Here is a 26,005-nt window from a genome sequence, read left to right on the forward strand (position 1 = left end):
CAATCTAAGCCCTTAGCGGCATCAGGCTACCTGAAAAACCATTTTTCAGGTAGCCTTACTCTTTGCCAATCAAACAGCATTGCAGGCTACCTGAAAACTAAACTCCAGTGAAATGAAACACAACGCAGCCAAAGTTCTGCACAGCTAAATTTTCAGGTAGCCCCAAACAGGAAACACCATGACCGACACCACCGTCCACCTCTACACCGACGGCGCCTGCAAAGGCAATCCCGGCCCCGGCGGCTGGGGCGTACTGCTACGCTACGGCGCACACGAAAAAGAACTCTGCGGCGGCGAGCCCGACACCACCAACAACCGCATGGAGCTCACCGCCGTCATCCGCGGCCTCCAAGCCCTCACCCGCCCCTGCCGCGTCGCCATCCACACCGACTCCCAATACGTGAAAAACGGCATGGAAAGCTGGATACACGGCTGGAAACGCAACGGCTGGAAAACCGCCGCCAAAAAGCCCGTGAAAAACGCCGAACTGTGGCAGCAGCTCGACCAGCTCGTCGTCCGGCACCAAGTATCCTGGCAATGGGTCAAAGGCCACGCCGGCCACGCCGAAAACGAACGCGCCGACCAGCTCGCCAACCAAGGCGCCGCCTCACTACACGGCAGCCAACAATAACAATAATAATCAAATTATTAACACAACTTACCAAAACCGCCGCCGCAGCCAATCCACAGTTGGCGTTCCGCCCGCCATCTGATAGAATAGCGCCCGATTCAGTCAATCAGCGCGTGGTGAGAGCCACCTTTTGATTGGCCAAAAAATTGATTCCACAAGCCGCCGGCCTATGGCGGCTTGCATTTTTATGTAAAAACGGCTGCCATGCGCAGCCACCTCCTGCGGAGAAACCCATGCAAAAGATCCCCCTAACCGTACGCGGCGCCGAGCTGCTCAAGCAAGAACTCCAGCGCCTCAAGAGCATCGAGCGCCCCGCCATCATCGAAGCCATCGCCGAAGCCCGCACCCACGGCGACTTGTCTGAAAACGCCGAATACGAAGCCGCCAAAGAAAAACAAGGCTTTATCGAAGGCCGCATTTCCGAATTGGAAAACAAGCTCTCCATCGCCCACATCATCGACCCCACCGAAATCCACGCCGAAGGCAAAATCGTGTTCGGCAGCACCGTGGCGCTGGAAGACTTGGAAAACGAAACCCAAGTGCGCTACCAAATCGTCGGCGACGACGAAGCCGACCTCAAAGACAACAAAATCTCCATCAGTTCCCCCATCGCCCGCGCCCTGATCGGCAAAGAAGAAGGCGACATTGCCGAAGTGCAGGCACCCGGCGGCATCCGCGAATACGAAGTGATCGAAGTGCTGTATATCTAAGCACAGCCGGCAAATGAACCGCGATTTCAACCCCTACCAAGCCCCGCAAAGCCAAGACTACCGCCCGCAAAGCAGCCCCGAATGCTGGCGGGAAGGCAAACGCGTCTTCCTGCCCAACGGCGCCGACCTGCCCTGCCGCTGCATCCGCTGCGGCGCGGAAGCCGAACCGCCGCGCCGGGCAAAAAAGCTGTTTTGGTATCATCCCGCTTGGAATCTGCTGCTGGTGCCGCTGATATTTATTGCTTGGCTCATTGCCTTAATCATCGCGCTGTGCGTGCGCAAAACACTACAAATCCACCCCGCCCTCTGCCCGCAACACCAGCGGCAGATGCGCCGGCTGTTTTGGGGCGTGCCCGCCTTGGTGCTGGTGTTGCTGTTGCTGCCGATGCCCATACTCACCGGATCCATTTCGTTTTTAAGCGGAATCCTCACGCCCGATCTGATTATTTTTTGGTATTGCGGCATCATTATCTTCTGCCTTATCTTCGCCATTGCCACCTCTCCCCTGCGTCCGCGCATGGTGAAAATGACCGAAGAATACAGCATCCTCAAAGGCTTCGGCCAAGGCTTCCTCGACACCCTGCCGGAAGAATACGAAGCCAAAAGCCGTTGGGATTAGCCGCTCACTCAACCCACTCCGCAACAATGCGGCAAAAGGCTACCTGAAAATACAGCCGAATCAAAAATGGGAGCAGTAAAAACCGCTGGAAGGCCGCAAAGCCGGATTTCCAGCGGTTTTATTGCCCCTTCCCTTGCCCCTCAGCCCGCCAACCTCAAGCCTGCCCCTGACTGTTACGTTATACAGCAATATAAAATCAAACAAATCAATAAATTACTTGCCATCAGCCTTATTTGCGCCTACCATATCCCCACACATCCATCACCCCGCAAGAAAGGACGCGAAAATGAGCAACTGCCACACCCATCCCCACCATGAACACATCCACGGCGCCGGCTGCGGCCACACCGCCATCAAACACGGCGACCACATCGACTACATCCACGACGGCCATCTGCACCACGCCCACAACGGCCACTACGACGAACACAGCCTCGAAGTCAGCGCCACCAACCCCGACGGCTGCCACCCCGTGCACAGCTGCGGCAGCCACGTTCACGGCCCCGGCTGCGGCCACGAAGCCGTGCCCCACGGCAACCACACCGACTACATCGTAAACGGCCGCCTGCACCACCAGCACGGCGACCACTGCGACGACCACGGCCCGGTGGAAATCGTCAAATAATCCGCCGATCAGTTTTCATTTTGTTCAAACTATTTTTCAGGTAGCCTCCACCCATCGGCAGGCTACCTGAAAACCTTTCCGCCATCTCATCCAACCTTTTCCAGCCAGCCTCCCGCCGCCAACATCCACCGCCCTTTCTGTTAAAATCAACCCATCTCCCCCCTCTCGGAAAGCACCCCATCATGAACAAAAAAATCCTCATCGGCGGCATTGCCGGCGTCCTCCTCATCGGCGGCGCAGCCGCAGGCGGCAGCCTCTACGCCGACAAACGCCTCACCGACACCGTATATTCCCCCGAGCTCATGCAGCGCTCCTTCGGCCTGGCCAACTTCCAAGCCCAAACCAACATGGGCGCCTTCAACGGCACCGCCCAATGGCAAGGCGACTTCCTGCCCGACCCCTGCCGCCCCGAACAGAAAATCACCATCCGCGGCACCGACACCCTGCGCCGCTCCTTCGCCGGCTACCAAATCGACACCAAAGTCTACATCGTTTCCGATTCCGAAGAATTAAACCGCATCCTGCCCCAAGGCTTCCTGCTCAATGCCCGCCACCACATCTCCTGGAGCGGCAACGTGCAAACCAGCATCCAAGTGCCCGGCCGCAGCGTGCAGAAAGACGGCACCACCATCACCTGGCAAGACATCAGCGGCAGCGCCACCCTACACAAAGAAAACGACGAGCTCGTGCCCGACGAAGTGCAATTCAACATCCCCTCCATCCAAGTGCAAGCCGATCGCGCCACCTTCGCCCTGCAAAACATCAGCCACCGCAGCCGCCACGCCTTCATCGGCCACGGCAGCCTCCAATCCGGCAACGCCGAAACCACCCTCGCCAGCCTCAGCTTCAGCAGCACCCCCGGCCACAGCATCGTGCTCAACAACCTCACCAGCACCAGCAGCCAAAACATCAACGGCCAAAACATCGGCTGGGGCAGCCGCTTCAACATCGAGCGCATCAACATCACCCAGCCCAACGGCACACACACCATCCAAGACCTGCGCCTCAACACCGTGCTCAACGGCCTCGCCACCCCCGCCGTGCAAGCCTTCAGCGACCTCATGGCACGCCAGCGCAGCAGCTGCATTCCGCAAGAAGAGCTCAAAGCCAAGCTCAGCGAAATCGCCACCGCCGTGCTCAACAGCGGCCTGAGCATCCAAGCCCAAGGCAACCAAATCAAGCTCGACGGCGCCCCCCTCACCGCCGACGCCCAGCTCACCCTGCCCCCCGGCCAATACGCCAACCTTGACCAAGTCAACCCCAGCACCCTGCTGAGCAAACTGCAATACCGCGCCGACATCCGCATCAGCAAAGGCTTCATCAGCGCCGCCGGCCGCACCTTCGCCGACTGGTCCAACAGCAGCCACAGCGAAGCCGACACCCAGCAGATTATCGACAAACTGCTCGCCCAGCCCGGCGCCAGCCAAGAAGGCGACACCATCCGCCTCAGCTACCAGCAGCCCTAACCCCGCCGCACAGCAAACGGCTACCTGAAACCATTTTCAGGTAGCCGTTTTTGTCTGATACGGCCGATAAATTTTCAGGTAGCCTCTTGGTGTACGAAAGGCTACCTGAAAACTTTATTCCCCCATCACATCCGCCCCGTGCTGCCGAAGCCGCCTTCGCCGCGCGTGCTTTCGGCAAACTCGTCCACCACTTTAAACTCGGGCTGCACCACCGGCACAATCACCATCTGCGCCACGCGCGCCATCGGCTCGATGGTGAAGCTTTCGCTGCTGCGGTTCCACAGCGAAATTTTCAGCTCGCCCTGGTAGTCGGAATCGATCAGGCCCACCAAGTTGCCCAGCACGATGCCGTTTTTGTGGCCGAGGCCGGAGCGCGGCAGCAGCACGGCGGCATAAGCGGGGTTGGCCAAGTGGATGGCGATGCCGGTGGGCACGAGGTAGGTGGCGCCGGGGGCGAGCTCGACGGCTTCGTCCAGGCAGGCGCGCAAATCGAGGCCGGCGGCGCCGGGGGTGGCGTAGTGCGGCAGGTGCTCCTGCATTTTGGGGTTGAGGATTTTGAGTTCGACGGTGGGGGTCATAGACGCCTCTTTAACTATTTGAATTTTCATGATGATAAATTTTCAGGTAGCCTGCCGCAGGGCATAAAGGCTACCTGAAAATCCGGCTGCACTGCGGCTTAGGGCATCAGCATACCGCCGTTCACGTGCAGGGTTTGGCCGGTGATGTAGCGCGCCTGCTCGGAAGCGAGGAACAAAACGGCGGCGGCCACGTCGTCTGCTTCGCCGAATTTGCCCAGCGAAGTTTGCGCGGTAAATGCGGCGCGGACTTCTTCCGGCAGGGCTTGGGTCATGGCGGTATCGATGAAGCCGGGCGCCACGCAGTTTACGGTAATGCCGCGGCTGCCCACTTCGCGCGCCAGGGATTTGGAAAAGCCGATGAGGCCGGCTTTGGCGGCGGCGTAGTTGCTCTGGCCGGCGTTGCCCATCGCGCCCACCACGGAAGTGATGCTGATGATGCGGCCGCCGCGCTGCTTCATCATGCCGCGCAACACGGCTTTGCTGGCGCGGAACACGGATTTGAGATTCACCTGCATAATCTCGTCCCACTCTTCTTCTTTCATGCGCATCAACAAGTTGTCGCGCGTGATGCCGGCATTGTTCACCAAGATATCCAATTTGCCAAACTCTTTTTCGATGCCGGCAATCAGGTTTTCAATGCTGTTTTCTTCGTTGATTTCCAGCACGCGGCCATGCCCCTGCCATTGCGCCAGCTGCCGGCCGACGGCGGCGGCGCTTTCTTCGGTAATAGCAGTACCAATAACGGTAGCGCCGGCTTGCGCCAGCGTGGCGGCAATGGCCGCGCCGATACCGCGCGAGGCGCCGGTAACCAAGGCAATTTTTTGAGAGAGATTTTGGGTAAGCATATCGGGATTCCTTTTCAGTGGGAAATGGGGTTTCAGGTAGCCTCCAAGCGTTGGAGGCTACCTGAAAATTAATGCGCGGCGATAAACGCGTCCACGGCTTCCTGCGAAGTGAGCGCGGCGCACGCGGCAGATTTGTCGATGCGTTTGGCCAGGCCGGCCAGCACCTTGCCCGGACCGCACTCGGCAGATTCGGCAAGGCCTTCGCGCACCAGGAGCGCCACGGTTTCCGTCCAGCGCACCGGGCTGTAAAGCTGGCGCACCAGCGCGTCTTTGATTTGCGCCGGGTCGGCATAAGAAGCCACGTCCACATTGTTGATCACGCGGATTTGCGGCGCCTGCAAGGCCACGTTTTGCAGCGCGGCGGCCAGCTTCTCGGCAGCGGGCTTCATCAGGCTGCAATGCGAAGGCACCGATACGGGCAGCGGCAGCGCGCGTTTGGCGCCGGCTTCCTTGGCGGCGGCCATGGCGCGTTCCACCGCGGCCGCGTCGCCCGCAATCACCACCTGGCCGGGCGAATTGAAGTTCACCGCCTCCACCACCTGCCCTTGCGCGGCAGCGGCGCAAACTTGGCGCACGGCATCGTCTTCCAAGCCCAACACGGCGGCCATCGCGCCCTGCCCCTGCGGCACGGCCGACTGCATCAGCTCGGCGCGCAGGCGCACCAGGCGCACGGCATCGGCAAAATCCAGGCTGCCCGCGGCCACCAGCGCGCTGTATTCGCCCAGGCTGTGCCCGGCCACGGCGGCGGGCGCTTTGCCGCCGGCTTCGAGGTAGGCGCGGTAGGTGGCCACGCCGGCGGCCAGCATCAGCGGCTGGGTATTCACGGTTTGGCCGATGAGGGCGGCGTCTTCGCCGTTCATCATCGCCCACAAATCCTGATTCAGCGCGGCGGAGGCTTCCTCGAAGGTGTGGCGCACCACGGATACGCCGTCGAAGCCGGCCATCATGTTCAGGCTCTGCGAGCCCTGGCCGGGAAAGAAAAAGGCAAAAGACATGGGGTTTCCTTATCTGAAAGAGAGGGAGAGTGTTGGCATCATACAGGCTACCTGAAAAGCAATTCGGATTTTTCAGGTAGCCTCATATCGGTTTGCCGCTGCAAAAGGCTACCTGAAAAACAGCATGCCGTATTTTCAGGTAGCCTCACATCGCATCAGCGCACGTGGTAGTTCGGCGCTTCTTTGGTAATCTGCACATCGTGCACGTGCGATTCGCTCATGCCGGCGGCGGTGATTTCCACAAACTCGGCTTTTTCGTGCATTTCGGCAATGCTGGCGCAGCCGAGGTAGCCCATGCTGGAGCGCAGGCCGCCCACCAGCTGGTGAATAATATTCACAATCGGGCCTTTATACGGCACGCGGCCTTCAATGCCTTCTGGCACGTATTTGTCGGCGCTGTCTTGCTTGTCTTGGAAATAACGGTCGGAAGAGCCCTGGCTCATCGCGCCCAGCGAGCCCATGCCGCGGTAGGATTTGTAAGAACGGCCCTGATAGAGCTCGATTTCGCCCGGCGCTTCGTCGGTGCCGGCAAACATGCCGCCCAGCATCACGGTGGAGGCGCCGGCAGCCAAGGCTTTGGCCACGTCGCCGGAGAAGCGGATGCCGCCGTCGGCAATCAGCGGCACGCCGGTGCCCTTCAGCGCTTCGGCCACATTATGGATTGCCGTCAGCTGCGGCACACCCACGCCGGCCACGATGCGGGTGGTGCAGATCGAGCCCGGGCCGATGCCCACTTTCACCGCGTCTGCCCCGGCCGCCACTAAATCGCGCGCTGCCTGCGCGGTGGCAATGTTGCCGCCGATTACCTGCACCTGCGGGAAGTGCTCCTTCACCCATTTAACGCGGTCCAACACACCCTGGCTGTGGCCGTGCGCGGTGTCCACCACCACCACGTCCACCCCGGCGGCCACCAAAGCGGCCACGCGCTCGTCGGTTTCCGGGCCCACGCCCACCGCCGCGCCCACGCGCAAACGGCCGTCGTTATCTTTGTTGGCACGCGGAAACTCGGTGGTTTTCAAAATATCGCGCACGGTAATCAGCCCTTTGAGCTCATCTTGCGCGTTCACAACCAAAACGCGCTCGACCTTATGCTGATGCATGAGTTCGCGCGCGTCTTCAATGCTGGTGCCCTCCGGCACGGTAACCAGTTGCGATCTGGGCGTCATGATGGCAGACACCGGCTGGTCGAGGCGGGTTTCAAAGCGCAAATCGCGGTTGGTGACCAAGCCCACCAGTTTGCCGTTTTCCACCACCGGCAGGCCGGACATCTGGCGCTTGCGTTGCGCCCGCATTTCCAAAAGCTGGCCGATCAGCATATCCGGCGCAATCGTTACCGGGTCTTTCACCACGCCGCTTTCGTGGCGCTTCACTTTGGCCACAGCCTCGGCCTGGCGCTTGATGCTCATGTTCTTGTGGATGATGCCGATGCCGCCTTCCTGCGCCATGGAAATGGCCAGGCGCGCCTCGGTAACGGTATCCATGGCGGCGGAAATCAGCGGCAGGTTCAGGGAGATATTGCGGGTGAGCTGCGTTTGCAGGGAGACGTGCTTGGGTAGCACTTGGGAATGGGCGGGAACAAGCAATACATCATCAAAGGTGTAGGCTTTTTCAACGATTCGCATGATTATAAACCTTCTCGTCGGTTGCTAATAATGCGGCGGCATTGTAGCAAATTTGCCGGCATTTAGTAAGCACCCCCGCCACAAACCCGCTCCAAGCATGACAGGCCGATATTATTTGAAGTACAATGAAACCGATTGTGTAACCATACTCAACGGGAAGACTTCCAAATGAATAAAAAACTCTCTCTTTTGGCTGCCTGCGCGGCCGCGATGCTGTTTTCAGGTAGCCTGATGGCCGAAGACGTGTATGAATGGAAATCCGGCCGCGTTTCCACCTATTCCGACGTGCCGAAAAACCTCACCCCGGCCACCAGCAACATTGTGAACGTGCGCACGCAAACCTCCCGCCCCGCCGCCGCTCCGGTGAGCCAGCAGCAAAACCAGCTGCCGCAGATTCAAAACAATAACGGCGAAATTTCCGCCGCCGATTTGCAAGCCATGGCCAACCAACGTCAGATGGAAGAAAACAAAGCCACTGAAGAAGCCAACCGCAAAGTGCAAGAGCAAAACGAAGCTGCCCGTGCCAGCAACTGCAACGTGGCGCGCATCAACCTGCAACACGCGCAAACCGCCCGCATCCAAAACCGCGAGCAGCTGATTCAGCAATACCAAAGCAACGTCAACCAATACTGCAACTAACGGTTGAACCAAACTCCCGGCTTCGATTCAGCCGGCCGTTTCGGTCTGCCGCAACATTCCCGACCCCATCCGGCCATGTCTGATTTCGATCCGAACACCATACTCGGCAACCTGCCCAACCTGCCCGGCGTTTACCGCTTTTTGGACAAGGACGGGCAGGTTTTGTATGTCGGCAAAGCGGTAAACCTCAAACGCCGCGTGAGCAGCTATTTCCAGAAAAACGACCTCTCCCCGCGCATCGCCCTGATGGTGCGGCAGATTGCCCACATCGAAATCACGGTTACCCGCTCCGAAACCGAAGCGCTGATTCTGGAAAACAACTTCATCAAAGCCCTGTCGCCCAAATACAATATCCTGTTCCGCGACGACAAATCCTATCCCTATCTGATGCTCACCGGCCACGCCTTCCCGCAGATGGCCTACTACCGCGGCACCCTAAAAAAGCCCAACCAATACTTCGGCCCCTACCCCAACAGCTACGCCGTGCGCGACAGCATCCAGATTCTGCAAAAAGTTTTCCTGCTGCGCACCTGCGAAGACAGCGTGTTCGAACACCGCGACCGCCCCTGCCTGCTCTACCAAATCAAACGCTGCTCCGCCCCCTGCGTCGGCCACATCTCGCAGGAAGACTACCGCACCAGCGTCGAGCAAGCCGTTACCTTCCTCAACGGCAAAGCCGACAGCCTGCTGCACAGCCTCACCGCCAAAATGCAGCATGCCGCCGAAACGCTCGACTTCGAACACGCCGCCCGCTACCGCGACCAAATCCAAGCCCTCGGCAAAATCCAGAGCCAGCAGTTTATCGACAGCAACAACCCCAACGCCGCCCACAACATCGACATCCTCGCCCTCGCTGCCGAACAAGGCAGCGTCTGCATCCACTGGGTCAGCATCCGCAACGGCCGGCGCGTGGGCGAAAAAAGCTTCTTCCCCGACAGCCGACACACCGCGCCCGAAGAAGCCGCCGAATACGGCGAAGCCTTTACCGCCCAGCATTACCTCGGCCGCGACAAGCCCGACATCATCATCAGCAACTTCAGGCTACCTGAAAACCTGCAAGCCGCCCTGATAGAAGAACAAGGCAAACAAATCCGCTTCGTTTTCAAAACCACCGGCGAGCGCCGCGTCTGGCTGCAAATGGCCGAGCAGAACGCCCGGCTCGCCCTCAGCCAGCACCGGCAGCAAAACCAAAACCAGCAGCAGCGCCTCCAATCCCTGGCCGAACTGCTGCAACTGCCCGCCGCCGAGCTTAACCGCATCGAATGCTTCGACATCAGCCACACCCAAGGCGAAGCCACCGTTGCCTCTTGCGTCGTGTATGAAAACGAAAGCATGCGCCCCGACCAATACCGCCGCTACAACATCCACACCGCCCAGCCCGGCGACGACTACGCCGCCATGCGCGAAGTGCTCACCCGCCGCTATGGCAAACTCGCCGAAGGCAACGACGAAGACGGCAAATGGCCCGATTTGGTGCTCATCGACGGCGGCAAAGGTCAGGTAAACATGGCACGGCAAGTGTGGCAGGATTTGGGCATCAGCCTGCCCATGGTCGGCATCGCCAAAGGCCCCGAGCGCAAAGCCGGGCTCGAAGAATTGATTATTCCCCACTTGGGCACTACCATGCAGCTGCCGCCGCACCACCCCGCCCTGCACCTATTGCAAACCGTGCGCGACGAATCGCACCGCTTCGCCATCACCGGCCACCGCCGCAAACGCGGCAAAGCCCGCGTTACCTCCTCGCTGGCCGAAATCCCCGGCGTGGGCGACAAACGCCGCCGCAGCCTGCTCACCCGCTTCGGCGGCCTGCGCGGCATCCAAGCCGCCAGCATCGACGACCTGGCGCAAACCGAAGGCATCAGCCGCGCCCTCGCCGAAAAAATCTACGATGCCCTGCATCACTAAAACCATAAAAGAGACAACAAAATGCCGTGGAACGTCCCCATCCTGCTCACCTGGTCGCGCATCATCATGATCCCCCTGTTCACCGCCCTGTTCTACCTGCCGGCGGCCTGGCGGGTGAGCATCCAAACCATCAACTGGTGCGCCGCCGCCCTGTTCGTGCTCGCCGCCGTTACCGACTGGTTCGACGGCTACCTCGCCCGCAAATGGCAGCAAACCTCCGATTTCGGCGCCTTCCTCGACCCCGTGGCCGACAAGCTCATGGTGGCCGTGGCCCTCATCCTCTTGGTGAAGCTCGACCGCACCTGGGCCATCTACGCCATCATCATCATCGGCCGCGAAATCACCATCTCCGCCCTGCGCGAATGGATGGCACAGTTGGGCAAACGCAACAGCGTGGCCGTGGCCACCATCGGCAAATTCAAAACCGCCGCCCAAATGGTCGCCATCACCCTGCTGCTGCTGGAAAGCTGGCCCGCCCTCGGCCTCGACTTCCTCTGGCTCGGCAACGCCCTCATGTTTGCCGCCTGCGTGCTCACCCTGTGGTCGATGTTCTACTACCTCAAAATGGCCGCCAAAGAATTCAAACAGCCCCGCCCGCCCGAGGCAGCCTAAACACTCCGCGCACGCCGTTCATCCACCGCACCGAAGCCCGCATATTTTTCAGGTAGCCTCCACCCAAACCCAAGCTACCTGAAACACGACGCACAAGATGAAATTCACAAACATTCCCAACATTTTCAGGTAGCCTTCCACCATGCCAAAGGCTACCTGAAAACATAAGTTTCAACACAATTTCTGTGAGGCCAAAACACCAGCCCACCCAATCTACCCCCCGCCGATGCCTACCCCCGCCCTCCTCCTTATCCGCCCCGCCGCCCGCATTCCCGCCGACGCCGCCCTGTGCCGCCGCGCCGGCTGGCAGCCCGTGCCCTTCCCGCTCATCCGCATTGCCGCCGAGCTGGCCGAGCTGCCCGTGCAGATGCGGCAGGCCGCAGCCGCCGTGTGGGTGAGTCCCGGCGCCGTGGAAACCGCCCTGCCCGCATTTTCAGGTAGCCTTTCGCATTTAACCCGGCCGCAAATCGCCGTGGGCGGCGGCACCGCCCAAGCCCTGTGGCAGGCCGGCTGCCCGCATATCGTCGTTCCCGACGGCGGCCACGACAGCGAAGCCGTGCTCGGCCTGCCCGTGTGGCGCACGCTGAACCGAGGCGCCAACATCCTGATTGTGCGCGGCGCACACGGCCGCAATCTGTTGCCCGAAAGCCTGCGCCAACGCGGTTTTCAGGTAGCCTGCGCCGATATTTACCAGCGCCTGCCGCTTGAGCCCGATTGGGCGCAATTCCGCGCCGCGCAGCCCGCCGCCGCTTGGATTACTTCCGCCGAACAAGTGCGCCTGCTGTTTGCCGCCGCGCCCGCAAACCTAACGCAGGCACTGCAATCCTTGCTATACTTCGCCCATCATCCGCGCATCGCCCAAGCCCTGAGCCAGGCCGGCGCGGCACGCATCCGCCTGCTCGGTTCGGCCGCAGAGCTGGAAAACGCGTTGATTGCCGAACGGCAAAACCTCATTCAGGCTACCTGAAAACATACAGCGCACGCCGCGCCCTATTTTTCAGGTAGCCTCATAAGCCACAGAACAGATTGAACATTAGGAAAGGAATAGCATGAGCCAACCGGAAAACGAAGCCGTACCCGCCCCCCAGCCGCCCGCTCCCGCCACGCCCCCCGCACCCGTGGTAATCAAATCCGGCAGCAAAGGCTTGGGCTTGTTTGCCCTGGTGCTGGCCGTGCTCGGCCTCGGCGCCAGCGGCTTTTTGTTCGTGCAGGGGCAAAACCTGCTCAAACGGCAAGAAATGCAGTTCGACCAAAAAATCAGCCAGGCCGCGCTGGGCGAATCGCAAAACGCCGCCCTCCTGGCCGACAACAGCCGCAAACTGGAAAGCAGCGAAACCCTCTTCAAGCAGCTGCAAACCGACATGCAAACCCAGCAGGCCGAAGCCGCCGCCAACAACCGCGCGCTACAAGAATTGCTGAAAACCCGCAGCGACTGGGTGGTGGACGAAGCCGAAGCCGCGCTCAACCTGGCCGGCCAGCAGCTGATGATTGCCGACAACGTGCCCGCCGCCGTGGCCGTGCTGGAGGGCTTGGATGCCCGCCTGGCGCGCTTCGAACAGCCGCAGCTTCTGCCGCTCAAGCAGGCGGTGAGCAGCGATTTGGCCAAGCTCAAACAACGCCCCTTCACCGACACCGCCAACGCCGCGCTGCGCTTGAGCCGCCTGGAAGCCGCCGTGGGCGGGCTGCCGCTCTTGGCCGATTCCAGCCTGCGCCCGCCGCAGGCCGCCGCGCCCGCTGCCGCCGCCCCGAACGCGCCGTGGTGGCGCAATGCCTGGAACCGCACCGTGAGCGGCCTCAGGGGCATGGTGGAAATCCGCCGCTTAAATAACTCGGATGCCATCCTGATGTCGCCCGAGCAGGCGTTTTACGTGCGCGAAAACCTGCGCCTGCATCTGCTCAGCGCCCGCGTGGCCCTGATGCAGCGCCAAAACGATATTTACCAAAACGACTTGGCCACCTCCGAAAACGCCGTGCGCCAATACTTTGATGCCGCCACGCCCGCCGCCCAATCTTGGCTGCGCGAAATCGAGCAGCTCAAAGCCTTGCAGCCGGGCGCCGGCAACGTGGGCGACAGCTTGGCTGCCAGCCTGAAAGCCATTGCCGACTACCGCCAGCTGCGCCAAGGAGAAAGCATATCCCAGCCTGAAATCGGCGCCGCCGCCTCTCAGCCCGCCGCCGCACCGGCTCAAACACCGGCCGTTTCCGCGCCGGCCGCACCGGCCGCACCGGCCACCTCTGCTCCCGCCGCGCCCGCTCCGGCGCAGGCTTCCGCCGCACGCAGGGGGATTGAATCATGAAAGGGCTGATTTGGATTATCGTACTGTTTGCCGCCGCCGTCGGCCTCACCATCGCGGCGCAGCATTACAGCGGCAATGTGTATATCACCGTAGATCAAACCCAATCCATGCTGGTGGTAAACCTGCATCTGTTTGTGGGCGCGATGCTGCTGTTCGTGGTGCTGCTGTATCTGCTGCTGCGCCTCGTGGCCGGTTTCATCAGCATTCCCGGCCGCCTGCGCCGCTTCGGCCGCAGCCGCCAGGCGCACCACGCCGAAACCGCGCTCAACAAAGCCGGCTTGGCTTTCTTTGAAGGCAAGTTCCAACACGCCGAGCAGGAAGCCGCCAAAGTGCTGGAAAACAAACAGGCCGGCCACAACCGCACGCTGGCCCTGATGCTGGCCGTGCACAGCGCCGACCAAATGGGCGACGATGCCAAACGCGAAGGCTACCTGAAAGAAATCGCCCAGCTGCCGCACAAAGCCCAGCTCTCGCGCTATCTCCTGGAAGCCGAATCTGCGCTCAACCGGCAGGATTACCCCGCCGCCGAAGAAGCCCTGGCCGCCGCCGGCGCCATCAACCCCAAGCTCACCCGCTTGGTGCGCCTGCAACTGCGCTATATGTTTGAGCAAAACAACCCGATGGAAGTGCTCGACCGCGTGGCCAAGCTGGAAAAGGCCGCCGCCCTCAATGCTGCCGAAGCCGCGCAATACCGCGAATGGGCCTACCGCGAACTCCTCGCGCTCGCCGCCGACTATCCCGCGCTCAAAGCCTGCCTCGGCCGCATTCCCAAAGACATACAACAAGGCGAGCTGTGTGTGCCGATTGCCGAAAAATTCCTGCAAATCGGCCAATATCCGCGCACCGTAAAATGGGTGAAAACCCACTACCCGAACACCCGCAACGCCCGGCTGCTGCCGCCCATGATCGAAGCCGCCCGCTACCTGAGCGCGCGCGAACAGCAGAAAATCATGGACACCGTGGAAGCCTGGCTGCGCGAATCCCCGCAAGACGCGCAACTGCTGCTGCACCTCGGCCAAATGGCCTACGCCAAACAACTGTGGGGCAAGGCACAAAGCTATCTGGAAGCCAGCATCCACGCCCAAGCCAGCCCTCAGGCGCGGCTAGTGCTGGCCAAAGTGCTCGACGAAATGGAAAAGCCGCAGCAGGCCGAAGAGCAGCGCCAGCTGGTGTTGGCCGAAATCACGCCGGAAGACGACGAAAGCGCCGCCGAATAGGCCGTTTCCTGTATAGCGAACCAAATTGGCTTTCGATACCAGGCAGCGAGCCGCAGACAGTACAAGAGTACGGCAAGGCGAGCTAACGCTGTAGCGAAAGTTAAGTTGCTTCGCTATATCATCCAGCAATGCGGGGCTGCCTGTTTTCAGGTAGCCCCAAATCCGGCCCAACCCGCAACCAAGGCTACCTGAAACGGATATCGCAAGTTTTCAGGTAGCCTTTCCTTGTTTGAAAGCAAACATTCACACCGCAATATTTCGAGCAGGATTTTTGCAAACAACAGCACAAGCGCCCCAAAAACCGGCCGCACCCCTTTAGAATTTCCAAATATAGTTGTATGATTCACTTCCCGAAGATAAGGGAACCCATTGCATTATTGCCAAAATACAACCCAACTTTTACTAGGAGACTGATATCATGAACATGAAAAAATGGCTGGCCACCGCCCTGGCCTGCTCCGCCATGGCCTTGAGCGGCTGCGGCAATTCCGGCAGCACCCAGCAGGCCTCGCAGCCCGCAGCCGGCTCCGACGCCGCCGCCAGCACCGCTTCCGCCCCGGCCGAAGGCAAAGTGCTGCGCGTGGCCACCAACGCCGAATTCGCCCCCTTCGAATTCAAAAACGCCGACGGCTCCGTGAGCGGCTTCGATGTGGATTTGATTAACGCCATCGCCAAAGAAGCCGGCTACCGAGTGGAATTCAAAGACCAATCTTGGGACAGCCTGTTCAACAGCCTGCGCAACGGCGATGCCGACATCGTAGTAGCCGCCGTAACCATCACCCCCGAGCGCGAGCAAACCATGCTCTTCACCGAGCCCTACTTCGAAATCACCCAAGTGGTGGCCGTGCCCGAAGGCAAACAGGTGGCTTCCGTTGAAGACCTGAAAAACCTCAACCGCGTCGGCGTGGTAACCGGCAACACCGGCGACTTGGCCGCCTCCAAAATCCTCGGCGCCACCAACCCCAAAGTAACCCGCTTCGAAACCCTGCCCCTCTTGCTCAAAGAACTGCAAAACGGCGGCGTGGACGCAGCCGTGAGTGACAGCTCCGTGGTGATGGAATTCATCAAACACAACGGCGATAAAGGCTTCACCATGATCAAAGTGCCCGATTTCGAAGCCGAACACTACGGCATCGCCCTGCGTAAAGAAGACACCGAGCTGCGCGACACGCTCAACAAAGCCCTGGCCGCCATCCGCGCCAACGGCGAATACGACCGCATCCACCAGCAATACTTCGGCACCGCCGCCGCCAAATAACCGGCTCCGCGTGTTCCGCAAACTGCCTGCCCCGCGCAGGCAGTTTTTCGTGCGCCAGCCAGGCTACCTGAAAACAGCCAACTCAATTGATATAGCTGACTCACTATAAATCGATACAAGGCAGCGAGCCGCAGATAGTACAGTAGTACAGCAAGGCGAGCTAACGCTGTAGCGATTTAAAAGGGAGTTAGCTATACGGTTTTCAGGTAGCCTCTTGCCCCCGGCTGGGCAAAGCCACACCGCCTGCAATAAATTCAGTGTTGGAGCACCAAACCTTAGAGTATAATTCCAAACCATAGTGGATTGAATTTAAATCGGGACAAGGCGGCGAGCCGCAAACAGTACCAGCAGTACGGCAAGGCGAGCCAACGCCGTAGCGGTTTAAATTGAATTCACCATACTATTCCCTAACCGATTAGCACACCAACCCCGCCCATGAAATGCCCCTTCTGCCACCATAGCAACACCCAAGTTATCGATTCCCGCCTGCTCGAAGAGCAAAACAGCATCCGCCGCCGCCGCCGCTGCGCCGCCTGCGACCGCCGCTTCAGCACCTACGAAACCGTGGAGCTGCGCATGCCGCAAATCATCAAAACCAACGGCGACCGCGTCATGTTCGACCCCCTCAAACTGCAAACCAGCCTCCAGCGCGCCCTGCACAAACGCCCCATTTCCGCCGAAACCATCGAGCAAACCGTGCGCGACATCGAAGAGATGCTCTACAAAACCGGCAGCAAAGAAGTGCCCTCCCGCCTCATCGGCGAGCTCGCCATGGAGCAGCTCGCCCGGCTCGACCAAGTGGCCTACGTGCGCTTCGCCTCCGTATATAAAAGTTTCAAAGACGTGGCCGAATTCACCCGCACCATCGCCGGCCTCGAAGGCCAAGAGCAAAATCCTGCAAACCCCCTGCGTTAGCCCGCCCGTTTTTGCTATACTGCGCCCCATTTATTCCAACACAATCAGATCATCATGAAACACAAGCGCCCCTCCCTCTTCCTGCTCGCCATCGGCAGCGCCCTGCTCCTGGCCGGCTGCGAACAAAAAGCCGAAACCTCCGTGGTTGCCCCCAGCGCCAGCGAAGTGGCCGCCGCCTCGCAAGCCGCTGCCGCATCCGAAGCCAGCCCCAGCCAAACGCTCACTTCCAGCGACGGCGCAATCAGCTTGGTTGTAAACGGCCATTTTGAAGACAAATCCGCCGAAGCCGCCCAATACATCGACGGCGCCGACAGCAACAAACCCATCCTGCTGCAACACGACGCCGAAAACGACATCACCATCTACATCAACAACTTCGGCGCGCCCAAACAGCCCGCCGACGCCTACTTCGCCAAACTGGCCGAAAGCATCCGCGCCGGCGAAGGCCTGGAAAACACCGAAGTGGACGCCCCCGCCGAACAGCGCATGGCCTACCGCTTCAGCCACGGCAAAGACGACAACGCCCTAAACGAAAGCTGCGTGGCCGTGTATGCCAAAAACATCTACAACGTCTGCGCCACCAGCGGTACCGCCTCGCTGGCCGAGCTGGACACCCTGCTGAGCCAAATCACGGTGAAAGAATAAGCCGCGCGTTTTGCCTTATCCGCCAAGTTTGCCGAGCTTGGCGGATTTTGTTTGGCCGCAAGCCCGCGCCACCCCTGCGCGGCTACCTGAAAACCGGTGCGCCCAGCCAAACCCAAGCAGTGCAACAAGCTTTGCGTAATTCAGCCCTACCCCGCCAATAGTCGCCAACATTTTTCAGGTAGCCCTACCTTGATTGCGGGCATTCGTACTATTTATTCCGCCTGCCCCATCTTTGCTACTTCATGCGGATTGAGCCGTGCCTCGTCTTCCTGCCCCAAGCCCACCAGGCGGCGCAGGCGGGTCATATACAGGTTCACATCCAAACCCTGCCCGCTGCGCTGCGCCGTCCAGATGGTTTCGGCCAGGGCTTCCATCATGTCGTGCTCGGCGCGCACCCAGTCGCCGGCATAGCGGCCTTGCAGCTGGCGGTGGATGGCGCGGATGCCGGGCGGTTGGTCGATGTCGCTCTGCTCCTGAATGGAAAGGTGCAGCGACAGGTGCAGGAAGGGGTTGGTTTCGCCCTGCTCGGGCGTCCAGTTATGCTCCAGATAGCGCTCGATATTTTCCAGATAATGGTGGTATTCGGGGTGCGCTTCAATAATGCGCAGCGCCTTCTGCTGCAATTTGCTCAGCTGCAGGGGCGAGAGCCGCTGCCGCCACACTACGGCAAAAAAGCGGCGCACATCCTGCGTGTTCACGTCATACATTTTTCAGGTAGCCTCAAGCCTTAGGCGCGAATAACCAGGGTGTTGGCCAGCCAATCTTGCGGCGAACGGCGGCCTTCTTCGTCCATAAACATCATGATGATGCTGGCGGCCAGCAGCACCAGTGCCAGCAATGCGCCCACCACGGGCAGCAAGGCCGCCACGATTTGCAGCACCAGAAACACCACCCATTCGCGCAGCAGCACGCCTTTGAGCAATCCGATCGGCTCGCCGTCTGCGCTAATCACGCGGATGCGCATGATTCGTTTGCCCAAACTCTGCCCGGTTTTCACCATCATCATGGTTTGGCCGATGGCGTACACCAGCATCACCACCAATCCGACCACGGCATTATTCCAGCCGTCGGTGATGTTTTTCCCCAACGCTCTGCCCACAAAACCGAGGATAAAGCCCACCCCAAGGGCAAACACAAACATCAACACCGCATTCAGCGCAAAAGCCACCACGCGCCGCCACGGTTCGGCCAGCTCCACTTTCATGCCGTCGTCGTCGCTATCACCTTGCAGGGCGGAGGAATAGTAGGCCTGACGGAATTTTTCCACCGTGCTGCGGCCGGATGAACGGGTACGGAAATCTTGCATGATGCTTCCTTTCTTATTGTGGTTGAGACGTTTTCTGATGGAGGCTACCTGAAAAACGATGTTTCGGCATAGCCAAGGCCGGGTTCTGCGAAGCGAAAACCCGTTTCCCCTCTCGCTGATTTTTCAGGTAGCCTTTTGCGGGCCGGCTATTGATAGCGCTGCCCGTTGTGTTCCAGCCAGCCGTCGGCATGGCGGCCGGCCGGGTCGTGGTGCGTCCAGTGGATTACGCCGCCTTGGGCGTTGTATTCGTATTCGCCGGAAAAGCCCACCGTGTCGCCGCGCTGCAAACGCGGAATGCGCGGGGCGAGGTCGATATTGTGCGCCACGAGCACGGTTTGCCCGTTGGCGAGCTTCATGATGAAACGCTGGTGGCGCGAGCCTTGCGTGTCGTCCGGCAGGGTGCGGTGCACTTTGCCGCTACCGGTTACCTGCACGTCGCTGCGCTGCTCGGCAAAGGCGCGGGCAATCAGCTCGGCGCCGTTGTCGCCGGTGGGATTGCCTGCGCCGCCCGCGTGGCCGGCAGAGTTCGCGCGCGGCTGCTCGATTACAGCGGTCTGTTGCGGCGCGGCGGCCTGCTCCGGCTTGGCCGGCTGTTCGGCAAAGTGCACATAAGCCGCCATACAAAGCAACACCAGCAGCCACAACCATTTGTTTTGTTTTCTGTTCATTGTTCTTTCAATATATTATTCACACGGCTTGGGGCTACCTGAAAATATTAGGCAGGCCGCTTTCCGTTTCGCCGAAATCCGGTTTGAGCTACGCCCAAACACTTTTCAGGTAGCCTCAAGCCGTCCAATTCATCCGCTAATCATCATGCCGCACATCCGGCAGCAGCAGGCTCAGGAGAATTGCCAGCAGCGCGCACAGGCCCACGCCAGCAAAGCTGAAACTGCCCAGCTTCATCTCCATGCCGCCCACGCCCACCGTGAGCACCGAGCTCACAATCACCAAATTCTTCGGCTGCATCAGGTTTACCCGCGCATCAATCAGCGTTTTCAAGCCCAGCGAAGCAATCGTGCCAAACAGCAAAATCATCACCCCGCCCATCACCGGCAGCGGAATCGAAGCCAGGAAGGCATTGAATTTGCCGAAAAACGCCATGCAGATGGCAAACACCGCCGCCCAAGTCATGATCACCGGATTGCTGTTTTTCGTGAGCATCACCGCGCCCGTTACTTCGCCGTAAGTGGTAACCGGCGGGCCGCCGATCAGCCCGGCCACGCACACGCCCAAGCCGTCGCCCGCCAGCGTTTTGTGCAGGCCCGGGTCGGCCGCATAATCGTTGCCCGTTACCTTGCCGATGGCCATGATGCCGCCGATGTGCTCAATCGCCGGCGCAATCGCCACCGGCAGCATAAACAGCGCCGCCTGCCAATTCACCTGCGGCGAATGGAAATGCGGCACGGCAAACCAAGGCGCCGCCGCAATCGGCGCGGTATCCACCATGCCCATCGCCAAGGCCGCCAGATAGCCCGCCGCCACCCCGATCAAAATCGGAATCAGCTTCATCATCTTGCTGCCGAACACCGCCACCATCACCGTTACCGCAAAAGTAAAGCCCGAAAGCAGCAGCGAATGGCCGTAGTCCAACACCTGCCGGCCGCCGGCCTGACCCATCGCCATGCTGCTGGCCACCACCGCCACCGAAAGCCCGATCACCATAATCACCGGCCCAATCACCACCGGCGGCAGCAAACGGTTTACCATCGGCAGCCCGAAATACTTAATCAGCGCCGCAAACACAAAATACATAAAGCCCGCCGCAAACAGGCCAAACATCGTGCCGCCCATGCCCCATTCCTGCAAGGCATAAATAATCGGCGCAATAAAAGCAAACGACGAGCCCAAAAAAATCGGCACCTTGCGCTTGGTGGCTACCTGAAAAAGCAGCGTGCCGATGCCCGCACCCAGCAGCGCCATCGCCGGGTTCAGCCCCGTGAGCAGCGGCACCAGCACCATCGCCCCGAAGGCCACAAACAAAATCTGCGCCCCCGCCACCGCCGTTTTCAACGATTGAAACATCATCCCTCCTCAACAATCGGCCAAAGATTGAAACAAACAGCCGGCATTATACCCCAGCCGCAAAACGCCGCCCATCACGCCCGGGCAGGCAAAAGGCTACCTGAAAATGCCGGCTTCCGCGCCGTATAAAGCCGCCCGCCCGTTGATAAAACCTATCCGCCCAAGCGCATTAAAATAAAAAATCAATCGAAAAGCAATTTTTAATTGACTAAAACAAACAACAAGCCTACAATCCCGCCCAACAAAGCAATCAAAGCGCACCGCAGCGTGCACCATCATTCCCGTTCAATTTCCATTTAAGGAGTCAAACATGAGCATCAATATCGGCATGACCGAAACCCAACGCAAAACCATCGCCGAAGGCCTCACCAAAGTATTGGCCGACAGCTACACCCTCTACCTCAAAACCCACAACTACCACTGGAACGTAGAAGGTCCCCAATTCCGCACCCTGCACCTGATGTTTGAAGAGCAATACACCGAGCTGGCCGCCGCCATCGACGAAATCGCCGAACGCATCCGCGCCCTGGGCTACTACGCCCCCGGCTCCTACAGCGAATACGCCGCGCTCACCAGCATCAAAGAAGCCAAACCCAACACCGACGCCACCACCATGATTCGTGAACTGGTGGACGGCCAGGAAACCGTGGTGCGCACCTGCCGCGTTTTGCTGCCCGCCGTGGACGAAGCCAGCGACGAGCCCACCAACGACCTGCTCACCAACCGCATGCAGACCCACGAAAAAGCCGCCTGGATGCTGCGCGCCCTGTTGGAAAAATAAACCCGCTTCCCAAGCACACCACGCCCGTTGCCGCAACGGGCGTTTTTTATCGCCCCTCCCTGCACGCCAAATTTTTCAGGTAGCCTCATGCACAAAAAGAGGCTACCTGAAAACGGTGCAAGCCAAAACTTCAGGCCGCCCTCCCAACGGAAAGCGGCCTGAAACCGATGCCACGGCAATCAATCAAACGTGCACCAACGTGCCCTCATCCTCGCCGCGCACCACGCGTTTGAGCGCGCCTTCTTTGGCAATGCCAAACACCACAATGTTCAGCTTGCGTTCGCGGCACAGCGCCAGCGCGGTAGCGTCCATCACCTTCAGGTTTTTCACAATGGCTTCGTCGAACGTGATGTCTTGATAGCGGGTGGCCGAAGCGTCTTTTTTCGGATCGGCGGTGTACACGCCGTCCACATTGGTGGCCTTGAGCATGATGTCGCAGTTCATTTCCGCGCCGCGCAGGGCTGCGGCGGTGTCGGTGGTGAAGAAGGGGTTGCCGGTGCCGGCGGCGAAAATCACCACTTTGCCCTCTTCCAGATACTGGATGGCTTTGGGGCGGGCGTAGGTTTCGGCAATCTGCTGCATGGAAAGCGCAGACTGCACGCGCGCGGGCTGGCCGAGGCTTTCAAACGCATCTTTCAGCGCCAGCGCGTTCATCACCGTGGCCAGCATGCCCATGTAGTCGGCGGTGGCGCGATCCATGTCGCTGGCCTGCGCCGCTACGCCGCGAAACAGGTTGCCGCCGCCCACTACCACGCCCACTTCCACGCCCATCTGGGCGATTTCCACAATCTGCTTCACGATGCCCATGATGGTGGTGCGGTTGATGCCGAAGGCGTCGTTGCCCATCAGGGCCTCGCCGGAAAGTTTCAATAAAACGCGTTTGTAGCGGATAGTCATGGCGGTCTCTCTTGTTTCTGGTTGGTGAATGCAAACGCCCGGCATTATACGCGCTTTCGGCTGGCTCGGCTGGCAGATTTTTGCGGTTTGTTAACAAAGGCTACCTGAAAATTTTCGGTTTTCAGGTAGCCTCTTTCCCTGCTTAAAAATAGTCTTCTTGGATGAAGTCGTAGCCGTCTTCGATAAGGTGCTGCAAATATTCATCGAAGCTGTCGACAATCACGTAGAGCTCGTCGGGGTCATGCAGATAGCGGACAATCTGCCCTACCTTGCCGGAAGGCGACGGGGTGAAATCGATGAAGAGCTGGGAGGTGCCGCCGTTGTTCATGCAGTCGGAGAAGTGCAGCCAGCGGGCGTTATCGGCATCGCGGGTGAGGCGATCATCCACGGCCACGTCTTCGGCCGGGTAAACGCGGGCGATGTAGTCGGACAGATATTGCTGTGATTTGCTTTCCAGCATCTGCCGGGCGGAGAGCAGATAGTAGGGGTATTCCATCACGTCGGAGCCGAGCAGGAACAGGCTGAAGGTTTGGCCTTGGTATTCGTGCCAGTAGGTGCCGTCGGCGAAGGTGAGCAGCTCGAGCAGGGAGGCGGGCGTGTGCGGATAGGCGGCTTGCAGAGCGGCGGCATCGGCGGGGCTGATGCCTTGTTTCACTTGGGCAAAGCGCGCCCATTCGTCTGCGCCGCCGCGCTGGGCGTAGGCTTGTTGCAGGCCGGCGAGGTAGGTTTGGGTGGTGCTCATGGCGTGTTCCTTTTCATGTTCATTTGTTTGAAGCTACCTGAAAAATGTGGGTGGCAATTTTAACTTCGTTGAAGCCGCGTTTTAGCTTCGCAGAAACTCCGCCTTGCTTCGCAAGACATCGTTTTCAGGTAGCCTGTATCACTCGGCTTCACTCTGCGGGCGCAGCCAAATCGAAATAGCGCAACACGGTATCCGGCAGCCAATCCAAATCGGCGCGGCCGGGGAAGCCGGCGTGGCCGCCGTATTCGGGCTGCAACAGCGTTACCGCTGCCGACACGTCGCCCGCATCCGGCAGGGAATAGGCGGGAATGAAGGGGTCGTTGCGCGCGTTCAGAATCAGCGTGGGCACGGCGATTTGGCGCAGCAGCGGCTTGGCGCTGGCGCGGCGGTAGTAGTCGGCGGCATCGGCAAAACCGTGCAGCGGCGCGGTGAAAGCGTTGTCGAAGTCGGTGAGGTTGGCCGAGGCCTGCACCGCCGCCGCGTCAATCTGTGGGAAACGCGCGGCCGAAGCGGCGGCTTTGGGCAGCAGCGAGCGCAGGAAATACGGCGCATACAGCATTTTGCTCAAGCCCTGCTCCAGCCGCCGTGAAGCCGCGATTAAATCCAACGGCGCGCTCACCACGGCGGCAGCCTGCGGGATGGCGGCGGCGCCCTGCTCGGCCAGGTATTTGGCCAGCGCGTTGCCGCCCAAGGAAATGCCCACGGCATACACGCGGGCATAACGCGCCGCCATCAGCCCGAGCATATGCGCAACTTCGGCCGTGTCGCCGGAATGGTAGAACACGCGGGCGCGGTTTTCCACGCCACCGCAGCTGCGGAAATGCGCCACCACGCCGTGCCAGCCCTGCCTTTGCGCGGCCAGCATCAGGGCGCGGGCGTAGTGGCTTTCGCTGCCGCCTTCCAGCCCGTGAAACAGCATCAGCAAGGGCGCGTCGGCGCGGCTGCCGTCGGCAAAATCGTAGGCCACTTCGGTTTCGCCCCGGCTGTCGGGCAGCAGCTCGCGCCGGTAGGCCGGGCTGCCGATGCGCACGAGCTTGGGCCAGATGCTCTGCATATGCCCGCCGCGCAGCCACACGGGCGGATGATAGGCCGGCAGGCAGTTTGCCAGATTTTGTGTCATGCTTGAATCCATTGAAAATATTTAAGCGGCGGCAGGCAGTTTGCTATCGCCCGCTTGGCAAGGTCAGGCTGCACTATACGCCAAACTGTTTATAAAAAAGCAGATTTTTTTGCTTTGCCCGCCCCGTTTCCCGCAAAACACGACAGCGCCGCCGTGCAATCGGGTAAAAATGGCGCACAAACGTTGTCAAACCGCATACCGATGTAGTAGAGTGCCCACAGCTGCCGCTAAAGGCAGCCGTTTTTCACAGGAGAACCACTATGCAACGCAAACTGACTATTCTGATGCTGGCCTTGCTGCCTATTGCGTCCGCATGGGCGGCCGACAGCGTAAAAATCGCCAACGATTCTTCCGGCCTGCCGCCGGATTTGGTGCAAAACCTGGCGCACACGTCTAAATCCATGGGCGTGAAAGAGCCGATGAACGTGAGCGTCCGCAGCGAAGGCGGCGCGCGCTACGCCGTGGTATCCGGCACTTCCGGCACCACCTGCCGCATCAAACTGTCCAACGGCAACCCGCCCACCATCTTGGGCTTGTCCTGCCGCTAAACTTTCCACCGGATACGCAAACAGCCCGAGCCTTCGGGCTGTTTTTTCATGCGTGCGCAATCCGTTTGCCGGTTTTCAGGTAGCCTCTAGCGCACATTAGGCTACCTGAAAATATTACCCACTGATTTTCATGCAAATTATAGTGGATTAACAAAAATCCGGCCAAGGCGAGGCAACGCAACCCTAGTCTAAGTTAATCCACTATATTTTTCAGGTAGCCTCAAGCACGCCCTAGGCAACCTAAAAGCGTAAACCTCAACGCAGTGAACACCATGCCTTCGCGCAGCCAATTTGAGCTTCGGCGAAGCGGAAACCTATTTCGCCAGCCAAGCGACCGCCCGCGCCATCCGCTGCGCCACCTCGGCCACATGGCCGCCCGGGTTCAGCTCGAAGCGCGTGTTCACGCCGCGCTGCCGCCACAGTTCGGCCGTGGCGCGGATATTGTCTTCCACGCAGGCCAAACGCGGGTTGCGGCTGTTTTTCTCCTTGTCGCCCACCGAAAAATAGGCGCGCTGCGGCGGCGTGCGGAAGGCGTGTTCGGCGGCAAACTCCGGCCAGCCGTCGAACCACAGCGAAGCCGACACCGCCGCCAGACGGGCAAACGCACCGCTGCGGTAGGCCGCATATGCCGCCAGCAGCCCGCCCAGCGAAAAGCCCGCCAGCCCGCGCCATGCGGGCTGTATTGCCAACTCCGCCTCCAACTGCGGCAGCAGCCGTTGTTCCAGCATGGCCAAGTAATCATCCGCCCCGCCGCCGAAATCGGCCGCGCCCTTAAACGCACGCGGTGCCGCCCACGGCGTGAACGCCGCCTCCCAATCCGGTTCGTCCACCGCCGCCAGCCGCAGCGGGATTTCAGGCAGCAGGGCGGCCAGCTCTGCGGTTTCTTTTTGGGACAGGAAGGTCAGCACCAGCGGGCTGTCGGGGCGGCAGTCTGCGGTTTCGGCAAGATAAACGGTTTTGCCGGCGGCTTGCAGGGTGCGGATGGGAAACTGGGTCATGATGTTTGCTCT

General features: G+C 60.0%; 28 protein-coding genes. 16 read left to right on the plus strand and 12 right to left on the minus strand.

Annotated features, from left to right (window positions below; genetic code table 11):
* The first annotated feature begins 178 nt into the window (after window positions 1-178).
* The 5 genes from rnhA (at window position 179) to A7P95_RS08950 (ending at window position 4,051) form a co-directional block, all read left to right on the plus strand.
* On the plus strand, window positions 179-631 hold the full coding sequence (rnhA, locus tag A7P95_RS08930; RefSeq protein WP_067594200.1) for a ribonuclease HI: 453 nt from the start codon (window positions 179-181) through the stop codon (window positions 629-631).
* A gap of 233 nt (window positions 632-864) precedes the next feature.
* Complete coding sequence (gene greA / locus A7P95_RS08935; RefSeq protein WP_067594202.1) at window positions 865-1,341, plus strand: transcription elongation factor GreA; 477 nt, start codon at window positions 865-867, stop codon at window positions 1,339-1,341.
* Between the two features lie 13 nt (window positions 1,342-1,354).
* A complete protein-coding gene (locus A7P95_RS08940; RefSeq protein WP_067594204.1) occupies window positions 1,355-1,960 on the plus strand; it encodes a hypothetical protein in 606 nt (201 codons plus the stop codon).
* A gap of 286 nt (window positions 1,961-2,246) precedes the next feature.
* Complete coding sequence (locus tag A7P95_RS08945; RefSeq protein WP_067594208.1) at window positions 2,247-2,585, plus strand: hypothetical protein; 339 nt, start codon at window positions 2,247-2,249, stop codon at window positions 2,583-2,585.
* A 182-nt stretch (window positions 2,586-2,767) separates the two neighbouring features.
* The gene (locus tag A7P95_RS08950) at window positions 2,768-4,051 is read left to right on the plus strand and encodes a DUF945 family protein (protein ID WP_067594210.1); all 1,284 of its coding nucleotides are present in this window, start codon (window positions 2,768-2,770) and stop codon (window positions 4,049-4,051) included.
* 125 nt (window positions 4,052-4,176) lie between these two features.
* Here the strand turns inward: A7P95_RS08950 and dut are convergent, their stop codons facing one another.
* From dut to guaB, 4 genes are all read right to left on the minus strand, one after another.
* A complete protein-coding gene (dut, locus tag A7P95_RS08955; RefSeq protein WP_067594214.1) occupies window positions 4,177-4,629 on the minus strand; it encodes a dUTP diphosphatase in 453 nt (150 codons plus the stop codon).
* A gap of 98 nt (window positions 4,630-4,727) precedes the next feature.
* Window positions 4,728-5,474: a 3-oxoacyl-ACP reductase FabG gene (gene fabG, locus A7P95_RS08960; protein ID WP_067594215.1), complete on the minus strand. Its 747-nt coding sequence runs from the start codon at window positions 5,472-5,474 to the stop codon at window positions 4,728-4,730.
* A gap of 68 nt (window positions 5,475-5,542) precedes the next feature.
* Entirely contained in the window at window positions 5,543-6,469 is a 927-nt protein-coding gene (gene fabD, locus A7P95_RS08965) for an ACP S-malonyltransferase (RefSeq protein ID WP_067594218.1), read from the minus strand.
* Window positions 6,470-6,624: 155 nt separating this feature from the next.
* Window positions 6,625-8,091 carry an IMP dehydrogenase gene (guaB, locus tag A7P95_RS08970; RefSeq protein ID WP_067594221.1) on the minus strand — a complete coding sequence of 489 codons (1,467 nt, stop codon included), beginning with the start codon at window positions 8,089-8,091 and terminating at the stop codon, window positions 6,625-6,627.
* 168 nt (window positions 8,092-8,259) lie between these two features.
* Between guaB and A7P95_RS08975 the strand changes: the two genes are divergently transcribed.
* From A7P95_RS08975 to A7P95_RS09015, 9 genes are all read left to right on the plus strand, one after another.
* Window positions 8,260-8,730, plus strand: a complete 471-nt coding sequence (locus A7P95_RS08975) for a DUF4124 domain-containing protein (protein ID WP_067594223.1) — start codon at window positions 8,260-8,262, stop codon at window positions 8,728-8,730.
* Window positions 8,731-8,805: 75 nt separating this feature from the next.
* Window positions 8,806-10,635: an excinuclease ABC subunit UvrC gene (gene uvrC, locus A7P95_RS08980; protein WP_067594225.1), complete on the plus strand. Its 1,830-nt coding sequence runs from the start codon at window positions 8,806-8,808 to the stop codon at window positions 10,633-10,635.
* A 21-nt stretch (window positions 10,636-10,656) separates the two neighbouring features.
* Window positions 10,657-11,247, plus strand: coding sequence for a CDP-diacylglycerol--glycerol-3-phosphate 3-phosphatidyltransferase (pgsA, locus tag A7P95_RS08985; RefSeq protein ID WP_067594227.1), 591 nt, complete (start codon window positions 10,657-10,659; stop codon window positions 11,245-11,247).
* Between the two features lie 226 nt (window positions 11,248-11,473).
* On the plus strand, window positions 11,474-12,214 hold the full coding sequence (locus tag A7P95_RS08990) for a uroporphyrinogen-III synthase (protein WP_067594234.1): 741 nt from the start codon (window positions 11,474-11,476) through the stop codon (window positions 12,212-12,214).
* An 82-nt stretch (window positions 12,215-12,296) separates the two neighbouring features.
* Window positions 12,297-13,544, plus strand: a complete 1,248-nt coding sequence (locus A7P95_RS08995) for a uroporphyrinogen-III C-methyltransferase (RefSeq protein ID WP_067594236.1) — start codon at window positions 12,297-12,299, stop codon at window positions 13,542-13,544.
* On the plus strand, window positions 13,541-14,761 hold the full coding sequence (locus A7P95_RS09000) for a heme biosynthesis HemY N-terminal domain-containing protein (RefSeq protein WP_067594238.1): 1,221 nt from the start codon (window positions 13,541-13,543) through the stop codon (window positions 14,759-14,761). The genes A7P95_RS08995 and A7P95_RS09000 overlap by 4 nt, the downstream gene beginning before the upstream one ends.
* 418 nt (window positions 14,762-15,179) lie before the next feature.
* Window positions 15,180-16,019, plus strand: a complete 840-nt coding sequence (locus A7P95_RS09005; RefSeq protein WP_067594241.1) for a basic amino acid ABC transporter substrate-binding protein — start codon at window positions 15,180-15,182, stop codon at window positions 16,017-16,019.
* 435 nt (window positions 16,020-16,454) lie between these two features.
* On the plus strand, window positions 16,455-16,934 hold the full coding sequence (gene nrdR, locus A7P95_RS09010) for a transcriptional regulator NrdR (RefSeq protein ID WP_067594248.1): 480 nt from the start codon (window positions 16,455-16,457) through the stop codon (window positions 16,932-16,934).
* A 54-nt stretch (window positions 16,935-16,988) separates the two neighbouring features.
* Window positions 16,989-17,579 (plus strand): hypothetical protein, encoded by a 591-nt coding sequence (locus A7P95_RS09015; RefSeq protein WP_067594251.1) that lies wholly within the window; start codon window positions 16,989-16,991, stop codon window positions 17,577-17,579.
* Between the two features lie 212 nt (window positions 17,580-17,791).
* Here the strand turns inward: A7P95_RS09015 and A7P95_RS09020 are convergent, their stop codons facing one another.
* The 4 genes from A7P95_RS09020 to A7P95_RS09035 form a co-directional block, all read right to left on the minus strand.
* The gene (locus A7P95_RS09020; protein ID WP_067594253.1) at window positions 17,792-18,286 is read right to left on the minus strand and encodes a DUF1841 family protein; all 495 of its coding nucleotides are present in this window, start codon (window positions 18,284-18,286) and stop codon (window positions 17,792-17,794) included.
* Between the two features lie 20 nt (window positions 18,287-18,306).
* Entirely contained in the window at window positions 18,307-18,885 is a 579-nt protein-coding gene (locus tag A7P95_RS09025; protein WP_067594255.1) for an RDD family protein, read from the minus strand.
* Window positions 18,886-19,031: 146 nt separating this feature from the next.
* Window positions 19,032-19,553 (minus strand): DUF3465 domain-containing protein, encoded by a 522-nt coding sequence (locus A7P95_RS09030; protein ID WP_067594257.1) that lies wholly within the window; start codon window positions 19,551-19,553, stop codon window positions 19,032-19,034.
* A gap of 136 nt (window positions 19,554-19,689) precedes the next feature.
* Entirely contained in the window at window positions 19,690-20,907 is a 1,218-nt protein-coding gene (locus A7P95_RS09035) for a uracil-xanthine permease family protein (protein ID WP_067594258.1), read from the minus strand.
* A gap of 310 nt (window positions 20,908-21,217) precedes the next feature.
* Here A7P95_RS09035 and A7P95_RS09040 point away from each other — a divergent pair, with 310 nt between their 5' ends.
* A complete protein-coding gene (locus A7P95_RS09040) occupies window positions 21,218-21,688 on the plus strand; it encodes a Dps family protein (RefSeq protein ID WP_067594260.1) in 471 nt (156 codons plus the stop codon).
* Between the two features lie 183 nt (window positions 21,689-21,871).
* Here A7P95_RS09040 and pyrH read toward each other — a convergent pair whose 3' ends face one another.
* The 3 genes from pyrH to A7P95_RS09055 form a co-directional block, all read right to left on the minus strand.
* Complete coding sequence (pyrH, locus tag A7P95_RS09045; RefSeq protein WP_067594262.1) at window positions 21,872-22,585, minus strand: UMP kinase; 714 nt, start codon at window positions 22,583-22,585, stop codon at window positions 21,872-21,874.
* Window positions 22,586-22,727: 142 nt separating this feature from the next.
* Window positions 22,728-23,327 (minus strand): SMI1/KNR4 family protein, encoded by a 600-nt coding sequence (locus A7P95_RS09050; protein ID WP_067594264.1) that lies wholly within the window; start codon window positions 23,325-23,327, stop codon window positions 22,728-22,730.
* Window positions 23,328-23,475: 148 nt separating this feature from the next.
* On the minus strand, window positions 23,476-24,447 hold the full coding sequence (locus A7P95_RS09055; protein WP_067594265.1) for a YheT family hydrolase: 972 nt from the start codon (window positions 24,445-24,447) through the stop codon (window positions 23,476-23,478).
* Between the two features lie 260 nt (window positions 24,448-24,707).
* Between A7P95_RS09055 and A7P95_RS09060 the strand changes: the two genes are divergently transcribed.
* A complete protein-coding gene (locus A7P95_RS09060; RefSeq protein WP_067594266.1) occupies window positions 24,708-24,995 on the plus strand; it encodes a hypothetical protein in 288 nt (95 codons plus the stop codon).
* Window positions 24,996-25,309: 314 nt separating this feature from the next.
* Here A7P95_RS09060 and A7P95_RS09065 read toward each other — a convergent pair whose 3' ends face one another.
* Window positions 25,310-25,993: an alpha/beta hydrolase gene (locus A7P95_RS09065; protein WP_067594267.1), complete on the minus strand. Its 684-nt coding sequence runs from the start codon at window positions 25,991-25,993 to the stop codon at window positions 25,310-25,312.
* Window positions 25,994-26,005: the final 12 nt, after the last annotated feature.

The organism is Eikenella longinqua (genome assembly GCF_001648355.1).
Classification (GTDB): Bacteria; Pseudomonadota; Gammaproteobacteria; order Burkholderiales; family Neisseriaceae; genus Eikenella; species Eikenella longinqua.

What these genes read in the sequence shown, in the direction of transcription:
- A7P95_RS09060 (WP_067594266.1), top strand. Translation starts at nt 24,708, where the DNA reads ATGCAACGCAAACTGACTATTCTGATGCTGGCCTTGCTGCCTATTGCG.
- rnhA (WP_067594200.1), top strand. Translation starts at nt 179, where the DNA reads ATGACCGACACCACCGTCCACCTCTACACCGACGGCGCCTGCAAAGGC.
- A7P95_RS08950 (WP_067594210.1), top strand. Translation starts at nt 2,768, where the DNA reads ATGAACAAAAAAATCCTCATCGGCGGCATTGCCGGCGTCCTCCTCATC.
- pgsA (WP_067594227.1), top strand. Translation starts at nt 10,657, where the DNA reads ATGCCGTGGAACGTCCCCATCCTGCTCACCTGGTCGCGCATCATCATG.
- A7P95_RS09055 (WP_067594265.1), bottom strand. Translation starts at nt 24,447, where the DNA reads ATGACACAAAATCTGGCAAACTGCCTGCCGGCCTATCATCCGCCCGTG.
- A7P95_RS09065 (WP_067594267.1), bottom strand. Translation starts at nt 25,993, where the DNA reads ATGACCCAGTTTCCCATCCGCACCCTGCAAGCCGCCGGCAAAACCGTT.
- A7P95_RS08945 (WP_067594208.1), top strand. Translation starts at nt 2,247, where the DNA reads ATGAGCAACTGCCACACCCATCCCCACCATGAACACATCCACGGCGCC.
- A7P95_RS09015 (WP_067594251.1), top strand. Translation starts at nt 16,989, where the DNA reads ATGAAACACAAGCGCCCCTCCCTCTTCCTGCTCGCCATCGGCAGCGCC.
- dut (WP_067594214.1), bottom strand. Translation starts at nt 4,629, where the DNA reads ATGACCCCCACCGTCGAACTCAAAATCCTCAACCCCAAAATGCAGGAG.
- pyrH (WP_067594262.1), bottom strand. Translation starts at nt 22,585, where the DNA reads ATGACTATCCGCTACAAACGCGTTTTATTGAAACTTTCCGGCGAGGCC.
- A7P95_RS08990 (WP_067594234.1), top strand. Translation starts at nt 11,474, where the DNA reads ATGCCTACCCCCGCCCTCCTCCTTATCCGCCCCGCCGCCCGCATTCCC.
- uvrC (WP_067594225.1), top strand. Translation starts at nt 8,806, where the DNA reads ATGTCTGATTTCGATCCGAACACCATACTCGGCAACCTGCCCAACCTG.
- A7P95_RS08975 (WP_067594223.1), top strand. Translation starts at nt 8,260, where the DNA reads ATGAATAAAAAACTCTCTCTTTTGGCTGCCTGCGCGGCCGCGATGCTG.
- A7P95_RS09000 (WP_067594238.1), top strand. Translation starts at nt 13,541, where the DNA reads ATGAAAGGGCTGATTTGGATTATCGTACTGTTTGCCGCCGCCGTCGGC.
- A7P95_RS09040 (WP_067594260.1), top strand. Translation starts at nt 21,218, where the DNA reads ATGAGCATCAATATCGGCATGACCGAAACCCAACGCAAAACCATCGCC.
- A7P95_RS09035 (WP_067594258.1), bottom strand. Translation starts at nt 20,907, where the DNA reads ATGTTTCAATCGTTGAAAACGGCGGTGGCGGGGGCGCAGATTTTGTTT.
- A7P95_RS08940 (WP_067594204.1), top strand. Translation starts at nt 1,355, where the DNA reads ATGAACCGCGATTTCAACCCCTACCAAGCCCCGCAAAGCCAAGACTAC.
- fabD (WP_067594218.1), bottom strand. Translation starts at nt 6,469, where the DNA reads ATGTCTTTTGCCTTTTTCTTTCCCGGCCAGGGCTCGCAGAGCCTGAAC.
- A7P95_RS09025 (WP_067594255.1), bottom strand. Translation starts at nt 18,885, where the DNA reads ATGCAAGATTTCCGTACCCGTTCATCCGGCCGCAGCACGGTGGAAAAA.
- A7P95_RS09005 (WP_067594241.1), top strand. Translation starts at nt 15,180, where the DNA reads ATGAACATGAAAAAATGGCTGGCCACCGCCCTGGCCTGCTCCGCCATG.
- greA (WP_067594202.1), top strand. Translation starts at nt 865, where the DNA reads ATGCAAAAGATCCCCCTAACCGTACGCGGCGCCGAGCTGCTCAAGCAA.
- fabG (WP_067594215.1), bottom strand. Translation starts at nt 5,474, where the DNA reads ATGCTTACCCAAAATCTCTCTCAAAAAATTGCCTTGGTTACCGGCGCC.
- A7P95_RS09020 (WP_067594253.1), bottom strand. Translation starts at nt 18,286, where the DNA reads ATGTATGACGTGAACACGCAGGATGTGCGCCGCTTTTTTGCCGTAGTG.
- nrdR (WP_067594248.1), top strand. Translation starts at nt 16,455, where the DNA reads ATGAAATGCCCCTTCTGCCACCATAGCAACACCCAAGTTATCGATTCC.
- A7P95_RS08995 (WP_067594236.1), top strand. Translation starts at nt 12,297, where the DNA reads ATGAGCCAACCGGAAAACGAAGCCGTACCCGCCCCCCAGCCGCCCGCT.
- A7P95_RS09050 (WP_067594264.1), bottom strand. Translation starts at nt 23,327, where the DNA reads ATGAGCACCACCCAAACCTACCTCGCCGGCCTGCAACAAGCCTACGCC.
- A7P95_RS09030 (WP_067594257.1), bottom strand. Translation starts at nt 19,553, where the DNA reads ATGAACAGAAAACAAAACAAATGGTTGTGGCTGCTGGTGTTGCTTTGT.
- guaB (WP_067594221.1), bottom strand. Translation starts at nt 8,091, where the DNA reads ATGCGAATCGTTGAAAAAGCCTACACCTTTGATGATGTATTGCTTGTT.